The sequence below is a fragment of the Mesorhizobium sp. WSM4810 genome (assembly GCF_055811235.1).
This window is the reverse complement of record NZ_JBVVQV010000005.1, coordinates 167,787-190,633: the sequence shown is the minus strand read 5'-3', so window position 1 is coordinate 190,633 and position 22,847 is coordinate 167,787. Positions and strand designations below refer to the sequence as shown.

At 64.0% G+C, this 22,847-nt stretch carries 19 protein-coding genes and 2 pseudogenes; 3 read left to right on the top strand and 18 right to left on the bottom strand.

The window, feature by feature from the left end:
- From AC0L3O_RS09950 to AC0L3O_RS09925, 6 genes and pseudogenes are all read right to left on the bottom strand, one after another.
- Window positions 1–1,131, bottom strand: a pseudogene (locus AC0L3O_RS09950) (ABC transporter ATP-binding protein); the annotation flags it as partial.
- Window positions 1,131–2,624: pseudogene (livM, locus tag AC0L3O_RS09945) on the bottom strand (high-affinity branched-chain amino acid ABC transporter permease LivM); the annotation flags it as partial. The pseudogenes livM and AC0L3O_RS09950, both read right to left, overlap by 1 nt.
- Before the next feature lie 106 nt (window positions 2,625–2,730).
- Window positions 2,731–3,633, bottom strand: coding sequence for a branched-chain amino acid ABC transporter permease (locus AC0L3O_RS09940; protein ID WP_473535745.1), 903 nt, complete (start codon window positions 3,631–3,633; stop codon window positions 2,731–2,733).
- A gap of 338 nt (window positions 3,634–3,971) precedes the next feature.
- Window positions 3,972–4,970: a 4-hydroxyproline epimerase gene (locus AC0L3O_RS09935; RefSeq protein WP_473535746.1), complete on the bottom strand. Its 999-nt coding sequence runs from the start codon at window positions 4,968–4,970 to the stop codon at window positions 3,972–3,974.
- Between the two features lie 12 nt (window positions 4,971–4,982).
- Window positions 4,983–6,320, bottom strand: a complete 1,338-nt coding sequence (locus AC0L3O_RS09930; protein ID WP_473615479.1) for an NAD(P)/FAD-dependent oxidoreductase — start codon at window positions 6,318–6,320, stop codon at window positions 4,983–4,985.
- A gap of 47 nt (window positions 6,321–6,367) precedes the next feature.
- Window positions 6,368–7,261, bottom strand: a complete 894-nt coding sequence (locus tag AC0L3O_RS09925; protein ID WP_128173579.1) for a dihydrodipicolinate synthase family protein — start codon at window positions 7,259–7,261, stop codon at window positions 6,368–6,370.
- A gap of 68 nt (window positions 7,262–7,329) precedes the next feature.
- Between AC0L3O_RS09925 and AC0L3O_RS09920 the strand changes: the two genes are divergently transcribed.
- On the top strand, window positions 7,330–8,022 hold the full coding sequence (locus AC0L3O_RS09920) for a GntR family transcriptional regulator (protein ID WP_473535748.1): 693 nt from the start codon (window positions 7,330–7,332) through the stop codon (window positions 8,020–8,022).
- A 90-nt stretch (window positions 8,023–8,112) separates the two neighbouring features.
- On the opposite strand, the gene AC0L3O_RS09915 is transcribed toward AC0L3O_RS09920, so the two are convergent.
- From AC0L3O_RS09915 to AC0L3O_RS09905, 3 genes are all read right to left on the bottom strand, one after another.
- Complete coding sequence (locus tag AC0L3O_RS09915; RefSeq protein WP_473615478.1) at window positions 8,113–8,403, bottom strand: hypothetical protein; 291 nt, start codon at window positions 8,401–8,403, stop codon at window positions 8,113–8,115.
- Between the two features lie 286 nt (window positions 8,404–8,689).
- Window positions 8,690–8,989, bottom strand: coding sequence for a hypothetical protein (locus AC0L3O_RS09910; RefSeq protein WP_473535749.1), 300 nt, complete (start codon window positions 8,987–8,989; stop codon window positions 8,690–8,692).
- A gap of 330 nt (window positions 8,990–9,319) precedes the next feature.
- On the bottom strand, window positions 9,320–10,816 hold the full coding sequence (locus tag AC0L3O_RS09905; RefSeq protein ID WP_473535750.1) for a CoA-acylating methylmalonate-semialdehyde dehydrogenase: 1,497 nt from the start codon (window positions 10,814–10,816) through the stop codon (window positions 9,320–9,322).
- 230 nt (window positions 10,817–11,046) lie between these two features.
- On the opposite strand from AC0L3O_RS09905, the gene AC0L3O_RS09900 reads away from it, so the two are divergent.
- Window positions 11,047–11,928: a LysR family transcriptional regulator gene (locus tag AC0L3O_RS09900; RefSeq protein WP_287224954.1), complete on the top strand. Its 882-nt coding sequence runs from the start codon at window positions 11,047–11,049 to the stop codon at window positions 11,926–11,928.
- Window positions 11,929–12,023: 95 nt separating this feature from the next.
- On the opposite strand, the gene AC0L3O_RS09895 is transcribed toward AC0L3O_RS09900, so the two are convergent.
- From AC0L3O_RS09895 to rsfS, 8 genes are all read right to left on the bottom strand, one after another.
- Window positions 12,024–13,280, bottom strand: coding sequence for a D-amino acid dehydrogenase (locus AC0L3O_RS09895; RefSeq protein WP_473615477.1), 1,257 nt, complete (start codon window positions 13,278–13,280; stop codon window positions 12,024–12,026).
- A gap of 152 nt (window positions 13,281–13,432) precedes the next feature.
- Window positions 13,433–14,581 (bottom strand): alanine racemase, encoded by a 1,149-nt coding sequence (gene alr / locus AC0L3O_RS09890; protein WP_473615475.1) that lies wholly within the window; start codon window positions 14,579–14,581, stop codon window positions 13,433–13,435.
- A 90-nt stretch (window positions 14,582–14,671) separates the two neighbouring features.
- Window positions 14,672–15,193: an RNA pyrophosphohydrolase gene (locus AC0L3O_RS09885; RefSeq protein ID WP_128173586.1), complete on the bottom strand. Its 522-nt coding sequence runs from the start codon at window positions 15,191–15,193 to the stop codon at window positions 14,672–14,674.
- A 2-nt stretch (window positions 15,194–15,195) separates the two neighbouring features.
- The gene (locus tag AC0L3O_RS09880) at window positions 15,196–16,407 is read right to left on the bottom strand and encodes a divergent polysaccharide deacetylase family protein (RefSeq protein ID WP_473535753.1); all 1,212 of its coding nucleotides are present in this window, start codon (window positions 16,405–16,407) and stop codon (window positions 15,196–15,198) included.
- A gap of 130 nt (window positions 16,408–16,537) precedes the next feature.
- On the bottom strand, window positions 16,538–17,863 hold the full coding sequence (locus AC0L3O_RS09875) for a S41 family peptidase (RefSeq protein ID WP_128173588.1): 1,326 nt from the start codon (window positions 17,861–17,863) through the stop codon (window positions 16,538–16,540).
- 1 nt (window position 17,864) lies between these two features.
- The gene (locus tag AC0L3O_RS09870) at window positions 17,865–19,286 is read right to left on the bottom strand and encodes a murein hydrolase activator EnvC family protein (protein WP_473615474.1); all 1,422 of its coding nucleotides are present in this window, start codon (window positions 19,284–19,286) and stop codon (window positions 17,865–17,867) included.
- A 146-nt stretch (window positions 19,287–19,432) separates the two neighbouring features.
- Window positions 19,433–19,915 (bottom strand): 23S rRNA (pseudouridine(1915)-N(3))-methyltransferase RlmH, encoded by a 483-nt coding sequence (gene rlmH, locus AC0L3O_RS09865; protein ID WP_128173590.1) that lies wholly within the window; start codon window positions 19,913–19,915, stop codon window positions 19,433–19,435.
- An 82-nt stretch (window positions 19,916–19,997) separates the two neighbouring features.
- Window positions 19,998–20,375: a ribosome silencing factor gene (gene rsfS, locus AC0L3O_RS09860; protein WP_023800052.1), complete on the bottom strand. Its 378-nt coding sequence runs from the start codon at window positions 20,373–20,375 to the stop codon at window positions 19,998–20,000.
- A gap of 240 nt (window positions 20,376–20,615) precedes the next feature.
- On the opposite strand from rsfS, the gene AC0L3O_RS09855 reads away from it, so the two are divergent.
- On the top strand, window positions 20,616–21,470 hold the full coding sequence (locus tag AC0L3O_RS09855) for a mechanosensitive ion channel family protein (RefSeq protein ID WP_473535754.1): 855 nt from the start codon (window positions 20,616–20,618) through the stop codon (window positions 21,468–21,470).
- Window positions 21,471–21,487: 17 nt separating this feature from the next.
- On the opposite strand, the gene AC0L3O_RS09850 is transcribed toward AC0L3O_RS09855, so the two are convergent.
- On the bottom strand, window positions 21,488–22,783 hold the full coding sequence (locus AC0L3O_RS09850; RefSeq protein WP_473535755.1) for an MFS transporter: 1,296 nt from the start codon (window positions 22,781–22,783) through the stop codon (window positions 21,488–21,490).
- Window positions 22,784–22,847 lie beyond the last annotated feature (64 nt).

The following is a 22,847-nucleotide window of genomic DNA, read 5'->3' as shown; positions in this document are numbered from 1 at the left end:
GCGGTTGGAGTCGCCCGGTGTCTTGGGCTTTGCCGGAGCCTTGGCGTCCGGCTTTGCCGCGGAGGATTTCGCGTCGGCTTCGGCCGGCGATGCGGGCCTTGCCGCCGCGCCCGGCCTTGCATCGACCTGCCCGGCTTTCGACGCGCCCTTCGACACCGTGACGCGTTCGCCCTCACTGTGTCCGACGGTGTCGATCACTGGCCCGGCGAAATACGAGGACGAAGAGTCCGGACCGTGCGTCGAATCCGGGCCGGTGTCGAGTTGCTCGATGACGTCTTCGTCGCCGACCTCGATCAGCACCGTCTCGACGTCCTCGTCTTCGACCCCAAGATAGGCGGCGATGACACGCGGGTCGGTTCGCACCGCATGCGGACTGCCGTCCGAGATCTTGCGCCCGTATTCGAGCACCACGACATGGTCGGAAATCTGCATGACCACCGCCATGTCGTGCTCGATCAGCAGGATCGAGGTGCCGGTGTTGTCCTTGATGTCCATAAGGAGCGCGTTGAGCGCCATTGATTCCTTCGGATTGAGCCCTGCCGCCGGTTCGTCGAGGCAGAGCAGTTCCGGACCCGTGCACATGGCCCGCGCGATCTCCAGGCGCCGCTGCGCGCCGTAGGGCAAGTCGCCGGCCGGATCGTCGGCTCGATCGACGAGGTCGGCCTTTTCCAGCCAGTGCCTGGCGAGATCGATCGACTCGGCCGACGCCGTCCGGTAGCCGCTGAAGCCAAACAGGCCGAGGACAGTGTAGCCGGACGCCTTCATCAGCTTGTTGTGCTGCGCCACCAGCAGGTTCTCCAGCAGCGTCATGCCGGAAAACAGGCGGATGTTCTGGAAGGTGCGCGCCACCTTGGCTCGCGCCGGAATCTCATGGTTCGGCAGCCGTTCGAGCAGATAGCTCGAGCCGTCGCGCCGGTTGAGCGTGAGCATGCCCTCAGACGGCTTGTAGAAGCCGGTGATGCAGTTGAACACGGTTGTCTTGCCGGCGCCGTTCGGCCCGATCAGCGCGGTGATCTCGCCGCGCCTGGCCTGGAAGGACAGGTCGCCGATGGCGACCAGACCGCCGAACTTCATCGACAGATGTTCGACCTGCAGGATGGCATCGTTCACGGATGGGTTCGCATCGCTCATCAGCCGTGGCCCTCCTTGGTGAAGGAGCCGGATACAGCCCTGCTCTCCTTGAGAAAGGCTGTCGGTTCACGACTGCCGACGAAGCCGCGCGGCTTCCACAGCATGACGATGACCATGGCCATGCCGAACAGCAGCATGCGGTAGAGTTCCGGCGTGAAGTCGGGACCGAAGACCTGCTTCAGGAAATCGAGTTCGCGCAGCACCTCGGTGCCACCGATCATCACCATGGCGGCGACGGCGATGCCAACCAGCGAACCCATCCCGCCGAGCACGACGATGGCGAGGATGATGGCCGATTCCAGGAAGATGAAGGATTCGGGGCTGACGAAGCCTTGCCGCGCGGCGAAGAACGAGCCGGCGAAGCCGCCGAACATGGCGCCGGTGGCAAAGGCGGTGAGCTTGGTGGTGGTGGTGTTGATGCCGAGCGAGCGGCAGGCGATCTCGTCCTCGCGCAGCGCTTCCCAGGCGCGGCCGACGGGCATGCGCCTGAGCCTTATGGTGACGAAGGCGGTGAGCAGGCAGAGCCCGAGGATCAGGTAGTAGAGGAAGATTTTGTAATAGGCGCTCGACGTGGCGATGTCCAAGACCTTGGCGATATAGTTCGGATCCGAGACGTTGAACGACATCAGTCCGAAAAACGTGACCTTGGGAATGCCGGAGATACCGGCCGAGCCGTTGGTAACCTCACGCCAATTGATCAGCACGAGACGAATGATCTCGCCGAAGGCCAGCGTCACGATCGCCAGGTAGTCGCCGCGCAGGCGCAGCACCGGAAAGCCGAGCAGCACCCCCCAGAAGGCGGCCATGGCGCCGGCGGCAGGCAGCAGGATCCAGAACGACAGGCCGTATTGCGTGCCGAGCAGCGCATAGGCATAGGCGCCGACTGCATAGAAGGCGACATAACCAAGGTCGAGCAGGCCGGCGAGGCCAACGACGATGTTCAGCCCCCAGGCCAGCATGACATAGATCAGGATCTGAATGCCGTAATTGTCGACCCATTTCAGAGAACCCTGGAACCCGGCGGCCACCGATCCTCCATACACAGCAAGCACCAGCACAACGATGATCGGGTAGAGCGCCAGTGCGGTTATGCCCAACGCCGAGAAATGGGCATGAATGAAGGTTCGGAAATAAAACATCACCGAGGCGAGGGCGTAGATGGTCGCCAGCGCTCTCAGGAACCGTGCATAACCGGCCAGGCCGGGCCCCAGCAATCCGTCAAGGGAGCCGGCAAGGAAAACCAGCACGGCCACTGTGACGATGGCAGCGATGAAATACGGCAGGCGGAAGAACCGCGCCGCCATGCTCTGCGGCAGCAGGCCGGTGGCGACGTCGACGATCTTCTGATTTGCCAGGAAAGGCTGTCCGTAGGCGACATAGAGAAAACGGCCAGCCATGGTCAGCACGACCACGACTGCAAGAAGCCACCAGCGCTGTACAAGGATCAGCTCGTTGGAGATGTTCTGATCGGTCCTCAGGCCGATGAAGAGCACGAACAGGCCGAGCGCGATGGCGCCGGCATAAAGTGCTTCGCGGGTAGCGCGCTGCATGGGAGTGGCGACGATGTCGCGCTCCGGAGACGTGGTGACCGCCATGAACTCAGACCTTTTCGACTTCTGGCCGGCCGAGAATGCCGGAAGGCAGGAAGATCAGCACGATCGCCAGGATGGAGAAGGCCGCGACGTCCTTATAGTCGATCGAGAAATAAGCCGACCACATGCTTTCGATGAAGCCGATCATAAGCCCGCCGAGCACGGCGCCGGGCAACGAGCCGATGCCGCCGAGCACGGCCGCGGTGAACGCCTTCACGCCGGGCGTGAAACCGTCGGAGAAGGCGATGACGCCATAATACATCAGGAACAGCGTGCCGGCGACGGCGGCAAGGGCCGCACCCATGACGAAGGTGATCGAGATGGTGCGGTCGACGTCGATGCCGAGCAACGCCGCCATCTTGCGATCCTGCTCGCAAGCCCTTTGGGCTCGACCCAGCGAGGTCTTGTTGACCAGGTACCAGAACAGCCCCAGCAGCAGCGCGGTGACGATGACGATGACGATTTGCTTCAGCGACACGCTGACGCCCTCGATATTATAGACCTTGGACACCATCGGCGGGATCGGCTTGTTGCGCGGCCCCTGCGTCACCTGGACGAAGTTCGACAGCGCGATCGACATGCCGATCGCGGTGATCAGCGGCGCCAGCCGGAACGACCCGCGCAACGGCCGGTAGGCCACCTTTTCGATCGTCCAGTTGTACAGGCTGGTCAACAGCATCGCGACGATCATCATGACCAGCAGCGCGATCACCACCGGCACCGAATAGAACATCGCGCCGAGGATGAGGAAAACGATGAGGGCGGCGAAGGCGCCGACCATGAAGATGTCGCCATGGGCGAAATTGATCATGCCGATGATGCCGTAGACCATCGTGTAGCCGATCGCGATCAGTCCATAGATCGATCCCAGCGTCAGCCCGTTGATAAGCTGCTGGACAAAATACTGCATGCTGTCGTGGCTCCCCTGGAATGTCGCCCATGCAGACGCATTCCTTTTCAGTATTTCCCCTAGTCGTAAAGTTTCGAGCCCGGATTGCAACGTCATTCTTTAATCGGCATGCGTGATTTTGAAGCACGCAATCGGATTGCCCGTTCTTCCCTTCCCGGCCTCTGGACTATCGCCGACCCTATCATTGGCCTAACGCAATGTCTTTGGCGATTCGTCGTCAAAATGCACGCTGCTTCGAAGGAATCGCCGTAAAAATAAGTTGATGAGCGGGATCGTTGCGCCGTCTGGGCAATCGATCCTTGCATTCTGTTCGATTCCCCTGCGTCAGGATTCTCTCTCTATTTGACGACGAATCCGTGCGCGAACGGATCGCGATCGTCGATGAAGATCGTGTTCAATCCGGTCATGCGCGCCCAGCCGCCGATCGAGGGGACGATCGCCGGCTTGCCCGCCACCGTGACTTCCTTCTCGACCCTGCCCTTGAACAGCGAGCCGATGATCGATTCGTGGACGAATTCGTCGCCGGTCCCAAGCTTGCCCTTGGCGTGAAGCTGCGCCATCCGCGCCGAGGTGCCGGTGCCGCAAGGCGAGCGGTCGATCGCCTTGTCGCCGTAGAAGACGGCGTTGCGCGCATCCGCCTGGCTGTCGGTCGGCGCACCCGTCCACAGTATGTGCGACAGCCGGCCGATGCCGGGATTCTCGGGATGCACGAAGGCGTATTTTTCGTTGAGCCGCTGCCGCACCACCGGGCTCCAGGCGATGAGGTCGCCGGCAGAGTGGTCGGCCATGTCGCGATAGGTCTTCTGCGGCTCGACGATGGCGTAGAAATTGCCGCCATAGGCGACATCGACGCTGATCTCGCCGAGCTGCGGACATTCGACAGTCAGACCCTCCGCATGGAGGAAGGACGGCACGTTGGTGATGCGCACCTCCTCGACATAGTCGACGAGCCTGTACTCGGCGGTGACCAGGCCGGCCGGCGTGTCCAGCCTGAGCAAGCCCGGTGTCTTCGGCTTGACCAGCCCGTGCTCGATGGCCATCGTCACCGTGCCGATGGTGCCGTGACCGCACATTGGCAGGCAGCCCGAGGTTTCGATGAACAGGATGGCGATATCGCAATCGGGCCGCGTCGGCGGATAGAGGATCGAGCCGGACATCAAATCATGGCCGCGCGGCTCGAACATCAGCCCTGTTCGGATCCAGTCATATTCGGCCAGGAAATGCGCGCGCCGCTCCATCATCGTCGCGCCGTTGAGCAGCGGTCCGCCCCCGGCGACCAGCCGCACCGGATTGCCGCAAGTGTGACCGTCGATGCAGAAGAAGGAGTGGCGCGCCATTTCTAGATCCCGTCAGAAGCGGTTCGGAGAAAACGGAGACAGATCAAACACCGGATTTTGGCCGAGAATGAGATCGCGAACCAGGCGTCCGGTGGCAGCCGCCTGGGTGAGGCCGAGATGGCCGTGGCCGAAGGCATAGACTATCGTGCCGGCCTGCCTGGCGCCACCGATCACCGGCAGCGAATCCGGCAGCGATGGCCGCAATCCCATCCATTCGCGGCCGCCGGCCGGGTCAAGCCCCGGCAGGAATTTCTGCGCCTTGTCGAGCAGCGCTTTCGAGCGGGCGTAGTTGGGCGGCCGCTCGATGCCGCCGAGCTCGACCGCGCCGCCGACGCGCACGCCGGTTTCAAGCGGCGTGACGACGAAGCCGTGGCCGGAGAAGATAAGTTGCCGCTTCACGTCGAATGCGGTCTTCGGCAGTGTCGTGTTGTAGCCGCGCTCGGTTTCGAGCGGGATGCGGTCGCCGATATGTTTCGCCAGGAGATGCGACCAGGCGCCGGCGGCGATGACGAGGCGTTTTGCCTGCCGCACCGTGCCGTCGGCCAGCGTCAATGTCGCGCCGTCCTGTCCCGCCCCGACGTGGTCGATCCGAGCCTTTTCGAAACGCCCGCCCTTGGTTTCGGCATAGGCCCAGATCGCTTTGCCCAATAATTTCGGATCCGTAACGGTCTTCCATCCCGGCACGAAAGTGCCCTTGACGAACCGCGGCGACAGGCCCGGCTGCAAGGCGGCGAGCGCATCGCCCTCGACTTGGCTGAAGCCGATGCCGAAGCGTTGCCTCGCCGCCCAGCCGGGCAGCGACGCCTTGAACTCGGCCTCGCTCTCGTAAAGTTCGAGCGAGCCGTCCTCGCGCAGCATATTTTCGGTGCCCGAGCGCGCCATCAGCCCGGCCCATTCGGCCTCGGCGAGCCGCATCATCCCGGCCTGCGCCGCGAGGCTGGCCTCGTAGCGGTCGCTTCGTCCGGCGCGCCAGAAGCGGATGAGCCAGGGCAGCAGCTTCGGCAGATAGGCCGGCGGGATGCTGAGCGGGCCGAGCGGATCGGCAAGCCATTTCGGCAGATGCCTGATCATGCCCTTGTGGGCCAGCGGCAGCACATCGGAAAAGGCCAGGGCGGCGGCATTGCCGGAACTCGTTTCCTCGCAGATCCCCGTCCGATCGAAGATCGTGACGTTTCGCCCCGCCTCGGCCAGATAGGTGGCGACACAGATGCCGATGATGCCGCCGCCGACAATGGCGATGTCCTCACCTTCTCCCCGTTCACGGGGAGAAGGTGCCCGAAGGGCGGATGAGGGGCGGCGCCCCGCTTTTGCCGACTTGGAAATTCCTTGCACGTGGGCGCTGCCCCTCATCTGGCTGCCGCCATCTCTCCCCGTAAACGGGGAGAAGAGAGCCTGCCTCAAAACCTCGGCAGCTCCGGCCGCGCCGCCAGCGCATCCCGGACGATCTTCTCGACCATCTTGCGGCGCTCGCCCGACAGCGGCTGGCGCGGCATGCGCACGCGGTCGTTGGTGTTGATCGCCAGGACTTCGGCGAGCTTGATGTTCTGCACCAGATAGGTCGACACGTCGAGGTCGAGCAGCGGCCGGAACCAGCGGTAGATTGTCAGCGCCTCCTCGCGGCGGCCCTGCTTCATCAATTGGTAGATCGCGACCGTCTCGCGCGGGAACGCGGTGACCAGCCCCGCCACCCAGCCGATGGCGCCGACCGACAGCGCCTCGAACGCCAGATTGTCGACGCCGGTGAACAAATCGTAGCGGTCGCCGAAGCGGTTGATGATTTCGGTCGAGCGGCGGATGTCGTCGGAGGATTCCTTGATGGCGACGAAGCGCTTGTCCTTCGCCAGTTCCTCCATCTGATCGACGGTGACGTCGACGCGGTAAGCAAGCCGGTTGGAGTAGATCATCACCGGCAGGTCGCCGGCCTCGGCGACGGCGCGCAGTGCGGCAACCGTCTCCTCCGCATTGGTGTGATAGATCGGGCTCGGCACCACCATCAGCCCGTTGGCGCCCTCTCTGGCGGCGCGGCGCGCGATCGCCGCCGCCTCGCGGGTGCCGGGTTCGTTGACAGTCAGCAGAACCGGCTTGCCGCCGGCGATCTTCTGCGCGGTCTTCAGCACGTCGATCTTCTCGTCATGCGAGAGCATCGGCCCCTCGCCGAGCGAGCCGCAGACGATGATGCCGTCGCAGCCAGCCTCCATCTGCAGCGCAAAGCAGCGTTCCATCTCGGCATGGTCGAGGCGGTCGTCCTCAGTGAATTTGGTTGTGACGGCGGGGAAAACTCCGGTCCACATAGCGGTGCTCCATCTGATATATCAGTCGTATATTTATCAGGAAACGGACTGTCAACACGGATTTTGCTATGATATACCAAAAACATATCAGGAGCTCGCCTTTGATATTCAATGAAACAAACCCGGCATTCGAGCCAGTGGCGGCGAAAGCCTACCGCGTGCTCGAGCACATGATCGTGACGCTCGAACTGGCGCCTGCAAGCTTCATCACCGAAGGCGCGCTGATCGACAGGCTGGGGCTCGGCCGCACGCCGGTGCGCGAGGCGATCCAGCGGCTGGCGTGGGAGGGACTGCTGGATGTCCGGCCGCGTGCCGGCATCGCCATTGCCCCGCTGCATCCCGGCGACTGGTTGCGCGTTCTCGATGCACGACGTGGCGTCGAGGTGGTTCTTGCCCGCTCGGCCGCCCGCTTCGTCACCCGCGAGGCGGCCGACCTGTTTCACGACGCGGCACTGGCCATGCAGAGGGCGGTGATATCGGGCAATGTGCTGGCCTTCATTCAGGCCGACAAGGCGCTCGACGAGGCGCTGGCGCTGGCGGCCGACAATCCCTTCGCCGCGCGGCTGGCGGCCCCGTTGCAGACCCACAGCCGCCGCTTTTGGTTCCGCTACAAGGCCGACACCGGGCTTGCCGAATCGGCCGAGCACCATGTCGCGCTGATCCGCTCGATCCTCGACGGCGACGAGGACGCCGCCGCCAAGGATGCCAAGCGTCTGATGGCGCTGCTGCGCGGCCATGCCGCGGCGGCCGCTACGCGATAGAGATCGGCAGCAAGCTTCGGCAGGCTCTTTGAGTTCCGCCCACAGGCGCTGAGCATCGCTCAATTCGTCAGGCGTCCTGGTCGGTCGGGATCACCACGTTTTCCCAATGTTCGCCGGCCGCGACAATGCAGCTTCTGCCGGCGACGTCGGTGACGATGATCGTCCAGCTTCCGCTGTCGGCGACATAGACTCCATAATCGCCATCTGACCGATCAGCCCGAAAGCAAACTGTCTTTCCTGGAACTGCTCGCTCAGGTGGGCGACGAGATCGCGATGTTCAACGCAGTATTGATATTGGGCGCTTGCGGCGTTCGTACCCACCGCCGATGCGCCAGCAAGAATGAGGGTTTTCAACCCAACCAACAGCGATTTGCGCGCCATAGGGCATCTCCTTTGCCATCACGTCCGGCAAAGGAAGAGCCCTCATTTTGCCGGAACGATCCAGGCCGGTCCCGACGTCATCATCATCGCGTCGTTCCTTTCCGTGTTCCGGTCTGTCATCAGCGGGGACGAAAAAAATGTTCCCACTATGTTCCATATATGGTGTCGGCAACAAAAAAGCGCAAGCAGGCGCCCGCTGGGGCGCCTGTGGATCGTTTTATGGTCGTCGCCGAGAACCGCGGCCTGCGCGCGGCTATGCTAAGGCGGCTGCCACCCGCTAGGCGGCTCAGGTCCCTGGCAGCGCCGCTGTCTTCACCGCGCTCTCCCAGCCTTCACCCACCGAAACCACGCAGCTTTGACCGCGTGTGTCACTGGCGAGGATGGTCCAGGTGCCCTGATCGGAAACGAAGACTTCAACAATCACATTCGGATTGACGACGCCGATCGCGGTTGGATTTTCCCGGAACTTCTCGCCGAGCGCCTTGATCATGTCGGCTCGTGACGCGCATTGTTCGGCCGCTGTTGCCGGGGCCGCGGAAAACGCGGCAGCCGCCGCGCCAAGTATCGACACCATGAGACGTGTCATCTCACACCTCCTTGCGCCGGCCGTACCCCCCGAAGCTGTCGTCAGCGCCGTTGGTCGATCTGCCGCGTCTCCTTTGCGGCAGGATTGCAAGTTAAGGCTTCTGCTGTCCGCCTGGTTCCATCACATTAGCGTTCAGGCATACACGCGGCCGCGACCGGTCAGCCAAAAGGCCCGGTTTCTGGCCGGGCCTTTTTCGTCTTCAATCATAAAATCTGGAGCTGTTTGTCGACTGGCTAATCATCGTCGGGATGACGAATTCGGCGCCGTCTTTCACGCCTGCCCGCGCGCCCGCAGCCGAAGGCGAGGACGCGCAGACAAGCAACCGCCCGGCTAATTCATCGTCGGAATGACGAATTCGGCGCCGTCCTTCACGCCGGACGGCCAGCGCGAGGTCACCGTCTTGGTCTTGGTGTAGAACCGGAATGCGTCCGGTCCGTGCTGGTTGAGGTCGCCGAAGGAAGACGCTTTCCAGCCGCCGAACGTATAGTAGGCGATCGGCACCGGGATCGGCACGTTGATACCGACCATGCCGACCTGGACCCTCGAGGCGAAATCGCGGGCGGCATCGCCGTCGCGGGTGAAGATGGCGACGCCGTTGCCCATTTCGTGATCGTTGGCGAGCTTGATCGCGTTCTCGTAGGTCGGCGCACGCACTACCGAGAGCACCGGCCCAAAAATCTCTTCCTTGTAGATGCGCATATCGGCGGTCACGTTGTCGAACAGGCAGCCGCCCATATAGTAGCCGTTCTCATAGCCCTGCATGGAAAAGCCGCGCCCGTCGACGACCAGCTTGGCGCCTTCCCTGACGCCGGTATCGACATAGCCCTTGACCCGCTCCAGCGCCTGCGCCGTCACCAGCGGGCCGAAATCGGCGGACGAATCCGTCGATGGGCCGACCTTCAGGCTTTCGACGCGCGGCACCAGCTTTTCCATCAGCCGATTGGCGGCATCGTTGCCGACCGGGACAGCCACCGAGATCGCCATGCAGCGCTCGCCGGCCGAGCCGTAGCCGGCGCCGATCAGCGCGTCGACGGTCTGGTCCATGTCGGCGTCGGGCATGATGATCATGTGGTTCTTGGCGCCGCCGAAGCACTGCACGCGCTTGCCGGCCGCGCAGCCGCGCGAATAGATGTACTGGGCGATCGGCGTCGAGCCGACAAAGCCGATGGCCTTGATATCGGGATCGTCGAGGATGGCGTCGACCGCCTCCTTGTCGCCGTTGACGACATTGAGAATGCCCGCTGGCAGGCCGGCCTCGATGAACAGTTCGGCGATGCGCATCGGCACGCCCGGGTCGCGCTCCGAAGGCTTCAGGATGAAGGCGTTGCCGCAAGCGATAGCCGGCGCGATCTTCCACAACGGGATCATCGCCGGAAAATTGAACGGCGTGATGCCGGCAACGACGCCGAGCGGCTGGCGCATCGAATAGACGTCGATGCCGGGGCCGGCGCCGTCGGTGAACTCGCCCTTCATCATGTGCGGCGCGCCGATGCAGACCTCGACCACTTCCAGGCCGCGCTGGATGTCGCCCTTGGCGTCAGCGATGGTCTTGCCGTGCTCGCGCGCCAGAATGTCGGCCAGCGCATCATATTCCCGGGCGACCAGTTCGAGGAATTTCATCAGGACGCGCACGCGCCGCTGCGGATTGGTCGCCGCCCAGCCAGGCTGCGCCGCCTTGGCGTTCTCCACGGCTGCGCGCAGCTCCGCCTGCGAAGCCAGCGCCACGGTGCCGCGCACCGTGCCGTCCATCGGCTGCATGACGTCCTGCTTGCGGCCGCTGGTCCCGGCGACACGCTTGCCGCCGATGAAATGACCGTAGTCGATCATGGTTTTCTCTCCCTGTATTTGTGATGCGGCATTGTCCGCCTTTGCGCCGCCGATGGCAACGTGAGCGGAAACGCAACCGTTGTGCAGAAAATAGAGTGCGAGCGACGCCTGTGCATCAATTGCCGCAAGTGATAGGGATGCAGGTCCCTTAGCGGCAAGGATAGAGAAATTGAGTTCCTTCGCGCCCCCCACGGAACGCAACGTCGACGATTGTCATCCGGACCCTCCTCATGAACTGGGATGACGTCCGCATCTTTCTTGCGGTGGCGCGTGCCGGCCAGATACTTGGCGCGGCCAAGCGGCTGGAGCTGAATCACGCCACTGTCTCGCGCCGCGTCGCCGCGCTCGAGGATGCGCTGCGCACAAAACTCTTTCGCCGGCTGACCACCGGCAGCGAGTTGACGCCGGCGGGCGAGCGTTTCCTCGACATCGCCGAGCGCATGGAAGGCGACATGATCGCCGCGCGCGCGACCGTGGCGGGCGAAGGCGACGACGTCTCCGGCACCGTGCGCATCGGCGCCCCTGATGGTTTCGGCGTTGCCTTCCTGGCCAAACGACTCGGCGCACTGACGGCGCTTCACCGCGAACTCACCATCCAATTGGTGCCGGTGCCGCGTTCCTTCTCGTTGTCCAGGCGCGAGGCCGACATCGCCATCACCGTGGAGCGACCGACCGAAGGCAGGCTGGTGGCGGGAAAGCTGGTGGATTACACGCTCGGCCTGTTCGCGTCCCGCGCCTATGCCGACGCGCATGGCCTGCCGCAGACGCCGGCCGAGCTTGGCCGGCACACGCTGATCGGCTATGTGCCGGACCTCATCGTCAGCCCCTCGCTCGACTATGCGGCCGAGTTCAGTGCCGACTGGCGCACGAGCTTCGCCATCTCCTCGGCGCTCGGCCAAGCCGAAGCGGTGCGCTCCGGCGCCGGCATCGGCATCCTGCACACTTTTGTCGCCCACTCGATGCCGGAACTGGTGGCCGTCGACATCGTCGCGCCCATTCGCCGCGCCTACTGGCTGGTCTATCACGAATCGGTCAGGCCGCTGCGCCGCGTCCAGATCGTCGCGAGCTTCATCACCAGGGCGGTGGAACGGGAGCGGAGCCTGTTCGTCTGACGATATTTTCTCTGACGCGGCGAGGTGTGCTGGAGACTGATGCCGAGTCACGCGGCAAGTTCCTCCGCTCAAATGCGTGAAGAATCCTTCCGATCCTACCGCTGGTATCGCTCCGATCCGAGATCGCGGACATCGATGTCCGGCACCCGGCTGGAAATGATGTCGGCCAGGACCTTGGCCGAGCCGCAGGCCATGGTCCAGCCGAGCGTGCCGTGGCCGGTGTTGAGATAGAGGTTGGAAAACTCGGTGCGGCCGATCAGCGGCGGCCCGTCCGGCGTCATCGGCCGCAACCCGCACCAGAAGGTCGCCGACCGCATGTCGCCGCTGCCCGGAAAAAGGTCGCCGAGCGAATGTTCGAGCGTGCGCCGCCGCGATTCATGCAGCGTCAGGTCAAAGCCGGAAATCTCCGCGGTGCCACCGACGCGGATGCGATCGCCGAGCCTGGTGATCGCCACCTTGTAAGTCTCGTCCATCACCGTCGAGACCGGTGCTGCGGCAGCATCCTTGATCGGCACGGTGATCGAATAACCCTTGACCGGATAGACCGGGATAGGTCGTTTCAGATAGCGCATGAACTTTGCCGAATAGCTGCCCATCGCCATCACATAGGCGTCGGCGGCCTTCCATCCCTTGCTCGTATTGATGTTGGCGATCTGGTTGCGCTTGCGCACGATGCGCCTGATCGACGTGTCGTATTCAAAGGTGACGCCGCGCGCTGCGCAGAGCTCTGCCAGACGGTCAGTGAACATCTTGCAGTCACCGGTCTCGTCGCCCAGCAGCCGCAGACCGCCGACGAGCTTTTCACGGATCCCTGCCAAGCCCGGCTCGGCCGCGATGCAGCCGTCGGGATCGAGGATCTCGTAGGGAACGCCATATGTCCTCAGCACCTCGACATCGCCGGCTGTGCCATCGAGCTGCTGTTGCGTGCGAAAAAGCTGCAGCGTTCCCTTGCTGCGCTCGTCATAGGCGATGCCGGTCGCCTCGCGCAGCGCTTTCAGCGTGTCGCGGCTGTATTCGGCCAAAGGCACCATGCGCGACTTGTTCACCGCATAGCGCTCGGCGGTGCAGTTGCGCAGCATCCTGACCAGCCAAATCCACATATGTGGATCGAGAGTCGGCCGCACCACCAGAGGACCATGCTTCATCAGCAGCCATTTGATCGCCTTCAGCGGGACGCCGGGACCGGCCCAGGGCGAGGCGTAGCCTGGCGAGATCTCGCCGGCATTGGCAAAGCTGGTTTCCAGCGCCGGGCCCTTCTGGCGGTCGATCACCGTCACTTCATGGCCGGCCTCGGCCAGGTAATAAGCAGTGGTGACCCCGACGACGCCGCCGCCCAGCACGAAGATCTTCATCGCATAGCTCTCCAGAACGATGTCTTGTCAGCGGGTGCATCGGGCTTTCTGTCTGCCGGATTTTACCGCGTCCGCCAAGTGCCCAAGCATGTCGCCCAAAAGTAGGCAGGAGGTTGTGGGACGACGACACATGCCTAAAAAAAGCCCGCGCGCTATCCATTCACATAGCGCCGGTGAAAGCGGTGTCCGAGGCTGGTCAGGATTTCATAGCCGATGGTGCCGGCATGGCCGGCCGCCTGGTCGACCGTCTGCGACGGGCCGATCAGTTCGACGAGGTCGCCCGCCTTCAGCCTGCCGGGCGGCAGGGCCGAAATGTCGAGGACGATCGAATCCATCGACACACGGCCCAGGAACGGCAAGCGCACATTTTCGAACCAGGCGGCCGAGGCCGCACGTCGATGCCAGCCGTCGGCATAGCCAAGCGAGATCGTTGCGGCGATCAGCGAATCGGTGACGTGAAAAATATGGCCATAGCCGACGCCGGCTCCCCTCTCGAGGCTGCGCGTCTGGATGATTTTTGCTTGAAGCCGCAGCACCGGCAGCACCGGATTTTCCTGCGCAGGCGTCGGATTGATGCCGTAGAGCGCCGCACCGGGTCGGACGAGGTCGTAGTGAAAGGACTGCCCAAGAAAGATACCGGAGGAATTGGCGAGCGAGGCCGGCGCATTTGGCAGCATCCTGCGTAGCCTCTCGAATTCCAGCCGCTGCTGCTCGTTGGCCGGATGTTCGGGCTCGTCGGCGCGAGCGAGATGGCTCATCACGATGGTGACGTCGATACCATCGAAAGCCTGCGGGTCAGCAGCGACGGCCTCCACCTCGGCTGCCGCCATGCCGAGCCGCGACATGCCGCTGTCGACCTGGATTGCAGCCTTGAGCTTGTGGCCGGCCCGCTGCGCCGCCGCGCGCCAGGCGGCGAGCTGGCCGGCACTGTTGATGACCACGCCCAGCTCCGCTGCGACGGCTTCGCTTTCGGCGCCCGGCTGAATGCCGTTCAGCACATAGATCGCCGCCCGTGCGCCGAGCGCCTGGCGCAGCAAGGCACCCTCGGCCAGATGCGCGACAAAAAAAACGGCGCAGCCTTCGGCCGCCAGCGCCGCGGCCACCTGCGGCCCGCCGAGCCCGTAGCCGTCGGCCTTGACGACACCGGCGCAGCCGACACCGCCCAACCGCGCCTTGAGCCGCCGGTAATTTTCGCGGATGGCGCTGAGATCGACGGTCAATATGGCGCCGGCCGCCGCTTCGCTGATCGGCGCGGCTTTGACGGCCCTTTCAGAAAGAGATTTTTTGGAAGTGCCGTTCATGCCAATCCCGTCTGCAGCGGATCGGCCATCAATAAGGCCACCGCGCCGACGCGGCAACCGTGGTCGGCGCGAGCGCGGCTTGCGCCAGGCCTACGCAACCAGATGCCGGAATGCCACAACCACGTCCTCATAGACCTGACGCTTGAACGGAACGATCAGGTCGGGCAATTCCTCCATTGACCGCCAGGCCCATCTGTCGAACTCGGCGGTGTGGCCGCCCGGCGGGGGATTGATCTCAATCTCGCTCAAATCGCCGTGAAAGCGGAAGGCGAACCATTTTTGCGTCTGGCCACGATACTTTCCCTTGAAGGCGACGCCGACCAGATGGGCCGGCAGGTCGTAAAATATCCAGTTCGGCGCCTCATCCAGCAACGAGACGCTGCGCATGCCGGTTTCTTCGTAGAGTTCCCGCTGTGCCGCCTGCAGCGGCTCTTCGCCCTTGTCGATGCCGCCCTGCGGCATTTGCCAGAGCTGCGTCGTGCCGGCGAATTCGCTGTCCGGCTCGGCAATGCGATGCCCGACCCAGACCAGCCCGTCTCCGTTGAGGACCATCGCTCCGACGCAGCGACGATAGGGCAGCGTCTCGGGGTCGACCGGTTTTTTCTTCGCCATGCTCAACCTTTTTCCGGATCCACCGCCACTGCCGAAATCGGCACGATCTCGATGCCGCGCTTCTTGGCCTCGATCACCCAGGACGACACGGTGTCGACCGTCAGATCGAAGGCCGAGCCGATGCCGACTGCAAAGCCTTTCGCCCGCGCGGTTGCTTCCAGTTCGTCCAGCTTCTTCAATATGGCGCCGCGGTCACGCACGGCGTCGATCGACGTGTCGCCGGCGGCGAACGGCACACCGTTCTTCAACGCCAGTTCGGGCGCCAGGCTGCGTGCCGACGAACCGTCGTCGACATAGGCCAGGCCGCGCCTGCCAAGCTCGGCCATCAGTGGCCCCATCGCCGCCGCATCGGCCGAAAAACGAGCGCCCATATAGTTCATGACGCCGGTGTAATTGGTCGTCCGCGACAGCGCCCAGCGCAAATTCTCCAAATTCTCGTCGGGTGTCGCCACGACCGTCAGCGTGTTGCGGCCGGGATTGACATTCGGATAATCGAACGGTTCGAGCGGCACCTGCATGACGATCTCATGGCCGCTCTGCCGCGCCGCCTGCATCCAGCGGCCGATGCTGTTGCCCTGCGGCGCGAAGCCCAGCGTCACTTCGGCCGGCAGCTTGGCGATGGCAGCCTGCGTGCCGGTCTGTGACACGGCAAGCCCGCCGATGACGATCGCCACGCGCGCACCGCGCGCGCCGGACCATGGTCGCGCATAGACATCGAACGGCCGCCTGCCGTCGGCAGCACGAACCGGCAATGGACCGGTTTCGCCAGACTCGACCAGTGCCCTGTCGGGAATATGCGCGATCCTCAGGTTCTGGCCGGTCGTCGAAGGGTCGTGGATGACGATGGCCCCGGGCGGACCGTCGCCCGCTTCGGTCTGCATGTGGATGATCTGCGGCCCGCCCGTCTTGGATCCGCTTGCCTTGGACCCGCCCGTCTTGGGTATGCTCGCCTTGGACGCTGCTTCGGCCTTCGGCGCCGGTTCAGTGACCGGCGCTGCGGGTTCGACCACGGCTGTCGCCTTCGGCGTCGAAACGGCGACTTCTTCCGGCTTTCGAAACGGCCTTTCACGCAGCGCAATCGCCCCGGAGACGCCGATCACGGCCAGCACCACGACAGTGGCCGCGACCACGCCAGCGCTGATCCTGCGGGCCACGCGCGGCGGCCGGACGGCCTGCCCGAGTGGGCGTTCGATGTCACTACCGATGTCAGCCAAGCCGCATCCCCAGCCGCGGTCCCCGAATCAAACTGCCGAGGCCTTGCAGCCCCGGCAGCATTACATCGCTTCGATCAGGCAGCCAGACCTGTTGTCCGGCTGATCGACTTTTACTGGTTCAGCACGGCCCCTACTGGTTCAGCACAGCCTTGTCCGGATTCGGCGGGAACGCCGGATCGGTCTTCTCGCCGCGCAGCAACTGCTGGGCGAAGATGAGCTGCAGATCGTCCTTCGGCTCCGGCGGCACATAGGCTGCCGAGCCTGAACCGGCATCGCCCTCCTCGCTGCCCTTGATGTGGCCCTTCAGGTCCGACTCGCCGCGCGTCAGGTCCCTGCCCTGCAGGTCCGGCGGCAACGGCTGGTCGACCTTGATGTCGGGCGTGATGCCCTTGCCCTGGATCGACTTGCCGGACGGCGTGTAATAGAGCGCCGTTGTCAGGCGCAGCGCGCCGTTCTCGCCGAGCGGGACGATGGTCTGCACCGAACCCTTGCCGAACGACTGCGTGCCGACGACCGTGGCGCGGCGCAAATCCTGCAGCGCGCCGGCGACGATTTCGGACGCACTGGCCGAGCCGCCATTGACGAGCACGACCAGCGGCTTGCCGTCGATATCATCGCCCGGCCGCGCGTCGAAGCGGGTGACGTCCTTCGGATCGCGGCCGCGCGTTGAGACGATCTCGCCACGGTTGAGGAAGGCGTCGGACACGCTCACCGCCTGATCGAGCAGCCCGCCCGGATTGAGGCGCAGATCGAGCACGTAGCCCTTGAGCTTTTCCTTCGCCACCTGCTTCTCGATGGTTTCGATGGCGCTCTCGAGATCATCATGGGTCTTTTCGGTGAAGGAGGTGATCTTGATGTAGCCGATGTCGTTCTCGACCCGGAACTTGACCGCCTTGACCTTGATGATGTCGCGCACCACCGTCAGTTCAATCGGCTTGTCGGCGCCCTGACGCAGGATGGTGAGCTTGATCGGCGTGTTGACCAGCCCGCGCATCTTCTCGACCGCATCGTTGAGGCTCAGGCCGCGAACCTCCTCGCCGTCGATCTTGGCAATATAGTCGCCGGCAAGCACGCCCGCCTTGGCAGCCGGCGTATCGTCGATCGGCGTGATCACCTTGACCAGGTCGTTCTCCATGGTGACCTCGATGCCGAGGCCGCCGAACTCGCCCTTGGTCTGCACGCGCATGTCCTGCGCCTCTTCGGCGTTCATATAGGAGGAGTGCGGGTCGAGCGAGGTAAGCATGCCGTTGATGGCGTTTTCGACCAGCGACTTGTCGTCGGGCGGCGTCACATATTGCGCCCGCACCCGCTCGAAAATATCACCGAAGATCGCCAGTTGCTTATAGGTCTCGGAGCCCGCAGCGTTCGCCGTCGAGCCGGGCGCGCCATAGACCAGGCTCATCGCGGATGCGCCCATCAGCGCACCGGCAAACAGAAGCGACAGTTTCCGCATCATCTCACGTCCTTCCAGACAAACGGTCCGCCCACCATGGGGTCGGATCGACGGGTTTTCCATCCTTGCGGAACTCAACATAGAGTTCCGGCGTGGCATTTCCATTCTTCGATGCCGAGGTGCTCGCCACCCGGGCCTCTCCCATCGCGCCGACCGGCTCTCCTGCGAGCACCGACTGGCCAGACGCGACGCTGATTCTGCTCATCCCCGCGAGAACGACATGATAGCCGTCACCTGCGTTCAGGATCAAGAGTTGACCATAAGAGCGAAAAGGTCCCGCATAAAGTACATTTCCGTCCGCCGGCGCGGTGACGATGGCTCCCGATTGTGTCGCAACCATGTCACCGAGCATCACTGCGCCGTTACCGTCGCTGGCCCCGAACCGCCGCTTGATCTTGCCGGTGACTGGCAACGCGATCTGCCCCTGAAGCGCCGAAAACGGCGCAGCGGCGGTGAGCCGGTTGGCTTCCGGCACCGGCAGGGCCGCCAGTTCCGTCTGTTCCGGCGCCTTCTGTGCCGGAGCCGTCTGCGCCGGAGCCCCCAGTGCCGGGGCCTTGTCGGCACCCGCTGCCTTCTGCTCCGCGGCTTTCTGTTCGGCGGCTTTCTGCTCGGCGGCCTTCTGCTCGGCTGCCTTCGCCGCGTCCGCAGCCTTGCGGGCCTTGTCGGCCTCGAGCGAGGCGATCAGTTCCTTCAGGCTGCCGGCCTTGGTCGCCAGTGCTGCGGATCGCTGCTTTTCCGCCGCCAGGGCCGTTTGCGTCTCGGCCTCGAGCTTCTGCTTGGCTTCGAGCAGCATGCCGAGCCGCTTCTTTTCCGCCGTCTGCTCGGCGACTGCCGCCGTCAGCCGCGCCCGCTCCGCCTCGATCGAGGCCGTCACCCGTGACTGCTCCTTGAGTTCCGCCAGCAATATCTCGGTCTGCTGGCGCAGTTCCGGCACTACGGCGCCGAGCAGAATGGCGCTGCGCACCGACGACAGCGCGTCCTCCGGCTTGACCAGGATGGCCGGCGGCGGATTGAGCCCCATGCGCTGCAGCGCGGCCAGCACCTCGGCCAGAACGTCGCGTCTGGCAGCCAGTGAGGCACGGATTTTCTGCTCGTCGCCCTTCAGCCCTTCCAGCTTGGCACCGATGTCCTCGATGTCCTGGCCGAGCTTCTGCTCGGTCATCGCCGACTGGATCAGCGCCGCGGTGATCGAGGCATGGTCCTTCTTGACCGTCGCCATGTCGGCGGCGAGCTTGGCCAGCCGCTCCGACGACAGTGTGATCTCCTGCGATATCCGTTCGTATTCGGCGCGGCTCTGGTCCGGGTCGGGCGCCATGTCGAGCCTGCTCTGCGCCCGCGCGGCACCGAGCGACAGCATAAGCACCGCCGCTGCCAAGCCGCAGCCTGCGCGCCAAAAGCCCGTTCGCGATTTCCAACCTTCAGCCATTGAAGCCCGACTCTATGCGTGGCTTCGTTAACGAACAATCAACCATGTTCGAGAGCCCGCCGACCGAAAACAGCCTCGTGACGCATTGAGGCGAAAATCCGGGCGGCTCACGCCAATCCACCGGTTTCGGTCGAATCTGCAACGGCTCACGAGCGATGATAGGGATGGCCGGACAGGATTGTGGCCGCCCGGTAAAGCTGCTCGCCCAACATGACACGGACCAGTTGGTGCGGCCATGTCGGCGCGCCGAACGACACCATCAGGTCGGCCTGATCGCGCAGCGACTGGTCGTGACCGTCGGCGCCGCCGATGGCGATGACCAGCGCCTTGCGGCCGCTATCACGCAGCAGCCCGATGCGCCCGGCGAAATCCTCGGAAGAAAAACTCTTGCCGCGTTCGTCGAGCAGCATCAGTGCGGCACCAGGTTGCAACTGCGCCTGCAGTTTCTGGCCTTCCTCGCGGCGACGCTCGTTGGCGGTCTGGGCGCGGCCCTCCGGGATCTCGACGACCCCTGAGAATTCGAGCCCCACGGCCGGTCCGCTCTTGGCGAAGCGCTCGAAATACCGGTCGGCGAGCAGCTTCTCGGGGCCGGCTTTCATCCGGCCCACGGCATGAACGGTAATTTTCATCCCTGCCTCGAAGAGCCGCTAATGCACGTCACCAAAAGTGGTCACCGGTTTTGGGACACGACATGCATCAATCAAATGCGACTCAGTGGAGGGTCTCTTCCTCGAGGTCCGGCGCCTGCCACATCTTTTCAAGATTGTAGAAGTCGCGGACTTCGGGGCGGAAGACATGGACGATGATGTCGCCCGAATCGATCAGGACCCAGTCGGCGCCGGCCAATCCCTCGACGCGCGCCGTGCCGAGCCCGGCATCCTTGAGCGCCTTGAGGAGATGATCGGCGACAGCCGAGACATGACGGTGCGATCGGCCGGACGCGATGACCATATAGTCACCGAGGCTCGATTTTCCCTGAATGTCGATTGAGACGATGTTTTCGGCCTTGGAGTCTTCCAGACTGGCAAGGACTGTCTTGATGGCGCGAGACACGGCGTCGTTTACGCTGATCCCGGCCGGCGAAGGCACGATGTCGGCCTTCTTCCAAAGTGCTGTTCTCAGTGTATTTCCTTTCGCAGCAAGAACAACCAAATCACCCTTCAAAGCAGGTGACACCCCTTAGATAGGCAGAGTTGCGTTGCAGTTTCAAGACGGCAGCCCTACCGTAGCCAACGAAGAACCGTTCTTCCGGTTCCGCTGTTGAAGAAAAAACGGAACTCTTGCCGCCCGGCGAGGGTTATCGGCGCATTGACCAATCGGATCCCCCTCATGCCTGTCGACCCTCAGAACGCTCTCCTCGCCGTGCAGTCCGGCCTTGCGCAGCTCAGCGCTCTGATCGTCTCGTACTCGTTCTCGGCCATTGGCGCCGCCATCCTGCTGGTTCTCGGCTATATCGTCGCCGGCCTTGCCCAGCGCTCGATCTACGCCGGCCTCGGCCATATCCATGGCTTCGACACGACGCTGCGCCACTTCTTCTCGCGGATCGTCCGCTACGCCATACTGATCCTCGTCGTCGTCATGGTGCTCGGCCAGTTCGGCGTCCAGACGACCTCGATCATTGCCGCGATTGGCGCCATCGGCCTGGCCATCGGCCTGGCGCTGCAGGGCACGCTGCAGAACATTGCCGCCGGCATCATGCTGCTGGCGCTGCGACCATTCCGTATCGGCGAATATGTCGAGGTCGGGGTCATTTCCGGAACCATCGAGGAAATCGGGCTGTTCGCCACCACACTGAGAACGGTCGAAGGCGTTTACGTGCTCGCTCCCAATTCGACGCTGTGGAACCAGCCCGTCCGCAATTTTACACGCAACGGCGTCCGCCGCGCCGATATCACCCTGACCATCGGCTCGTGGAACGATATCGATCTCGCTCAAAAGACCATGCTGGGCGTCGCCGCCGCCGAGCGACGCGTCAGGCGGGAGCCGGCGCCGATTGCCTTTGTGGCGACCGTCGGCGACAGCAACGTCGCCATAACCTTGCGCTACTGGACCTCGGCTGCGGATTTCTTCGCGACCCAGATCGATCTCACCAAACGCGCCAAGCAGGCCTTCGACAGCGAAGGCATTTCTATACCCGCGCCACCGCCGGAAGCACCGCAGCAGGAAACCGTCACCAGACAGTGAGACGATTCCCGGTATAGCTACTTATCCGCCCGGCGCTGCTCTTCGGACGGAAAGGCAAGATCGACCGGCAGCGGTGCCTGCGCCGTCATCGGCGCGAAATTGCCGGTCTCGGCGGCGGGAACAGGCGACATCGCCACGACGCGCCACAGCACGAACAGGCAAAAAACGGTGGCAATGACGATGGCCACATGGATGAAGGCCTGGGTTCCGTAGACGGCGGAAAGCCCGGTCACGATGCCGGGCACGATGAAGCCGGACAGCGACCACGCGAACAGCAGTGAACTGGACAGCGCCACCATGTCGTCCTTGCCGGCGCGGTCGGCGGCATGTGCGCTGGCCAGCGAATAGATCGATTCCGACGCGCCGGCCCAGACCACATAGATGACGACCAGCGCCGCCAGCGCACCACCATCGAAGCCCAGCGCGAACAGTCCCGCCACCATGGCAAGCGCCGAAGCGGCGACCAGCACAAAGCGGCGGTCGGTGCGGTCGGAAATCCAGCCGAGCGGGATCTGCAGGATCAACGTGCCGATCGGCATCGCCGACAGCAGCAGTGCCACATCGGCCTGGCTGTAGCCCTTGGCCGTGGCATGGATCGGCGCAAAGCCTGAAATCGTCATCGACAGGCCGCCGACGGCAAGCATGCCGGCGACGCCGACCGGCGAAATCCGCCAGGCCCGGCCAAGCGCCACCGACGCCGCCTGCGGCGGCGGCGGCTGGGCAAGCCGCGTCAACCCGACGGGGAGGATCGACAGCGCGGTGAAGGCGATGCCGACCAGCGGCGCGTCCGCAGCCCGTATGTCGATCAGCGCCAGTGTGGAGTAGCCGACACCGAGCCCGGCGACATAGGCGACGTAGAAGAAGGCCATGACCCTGCCGCGTATGGCGTTGGCGATGACGTCGTTCAGCCAGCTTTGCGCAACGATGAACAGGCCGCATATGGCAAAGCCGTAGAGCGCGCGTGCCGCGATCCACGACAGCGGGTGCGGTCCGGCCCCGACGGCGGCGTTCGACAGCACGATCAACGCCGACAGCACCATGAATGCGCGCGCATGGCCGACGCGTCGTACCAGCGGACCGGTCAGGATGCAGCCTGCCAGGCCGCCGGCCGAGAGGCCGGTGACGATCAGCCCGGCCCAGGTCGGATCGAAGCCTTCGGCGCCGAGCCGGACCGGGATATAGGCGAACATCAGTCCGTTGCCGACCGCTACCAGCGCCATCGACAGGACGACGCTGGCGATGGCGATCGCCGGGGCCGGCGGGCTGCCCTGTGCCGGGTCGCGTCTGGTCTGGTTTCGCTCGAGAATCGCCATGCCCGCGCAGGATCGCTCACGGACCGAGGAAAGGCAGCCGCAAATGCGACATCGCCGTAAGTGC

Coding starts and splice junctions, on each gene's coding strand:
- AC0L3O_RS09940 (WP_473535745.1), bottom strand. CDS start 3,633: ATGCAGTATTTTGTCCAGCAGCTTATCAACGGGCTGACGCTGGGATCG.
- AC0L3O_RS09850 (WP_473535755.1), bottom strand. CDS start 22,783: ATGGCGATTCTCGAGCGAAACCAGACCAGACGCGACCCGGCACAGGGC.
- AC0L3O_RS09915 (WP_473615478.1), bottom strand. CDS start 8,403: ATGGCGCGCAAATCGCTGTTGGTTGGGTTGAAAACCCTCATTCTTGCT.
- AC0L3O_RS09930 (WP_473615479.1), bottom strand. CDS start 6,320: ATGAGGGGCAGCGCCCACGTGCAAGGAATTTCCAAGTCGGCAAAAGCG.
- AC0L3O_RS09900 (WP_287224954.1), top strand. CDS start 11,047: ATGAACTGGGATGACGTCCGCATCTTTCTTGCGGTGGCGCGTGCCGGC.
- AC0L3O_RS09855 (WP_473535754.1), top strand. CDS start 20,616: ATGCCTGTCGACCCTCAGAACGCTCTCCTCGCCGTGCAGTCCGGCCTT.
- AC0L3O_RS09920 (WP_473535748.1), top strand. CDS start 7,330: ATGATATACCAAAAACATATCAGGAGCTCGCCTTTGATATTCAATGAA.
- AC0L3O_RS09875 (WP_128173588.1), bottom strand. CDS start 17,863: ATGATGCGGAAACTGTCGCTTCTGTTTGCCGGTGCGCTGATGGGCGCA.
- AC0L3O_RS09885 (WP_128173586.1), bottom strand. CDS start 15,193: ATGGCGAAGAAAAAACCGGTCGACCCCGAGACGCTGCCCTATCGTCGC.
- alr (WP_473615475.1), bottom strand. CDS start 14,581: ATGAACGGCACTTCCAAAAAATCTCTTTCTGAAAGGGCCGTCAAAGCC.
- AC0L3O_RS09935 (WP_473535746.1), bottom strand. CDS start 4,970: ATGGCGCGCCACTCCTTCTTCTGCATCGACGGTCACACTTGCGGCAAT.
- AC0L3O_RS09905 (WP_473535750.1), bottom strand. CDS start 10,816: ATGATCGACTACGGTCATTTCATCGGCGGCAAGCGTGTCGCCGGGACC.
- AC0L3O_RS09910 (WP_473535749.1), bottom strand. CDS start 8,989: ATGACACGTCTCATGGTGTCGATACTTGGCGCGGCGGCTGCCGCGTTT.
- rlmH (WP_128173590.1), bottom strand. CDS start 19,915: ATGAAAATTACCGTTCATGCCGTGGGCCGGATGAAAGCCGGCCCCGAG.
- AC0L3O_RS09925 (WP_128173579.1), bottom strand. CDS start 7,261: ATGTGGACCGGAGTTTTCCCCGCCGTCACAACCAAATTCACTGAGGAC.
- AC0L3O_RS09870 (WP_473615474.1), bottom strand. CDS start 19,286: ATGGCTGAAGGTTGGAAATCGCGAACGGGCTTTTGGCGCGCAGGCTGC.
- AC0L3O_RS09895 (WP_473615477.1), bottom strand. CDS start 13,280: ATGAAGATCTTCGTGCTGGGCGGCGGCGTCGTCGGGGTCACCACTGCT.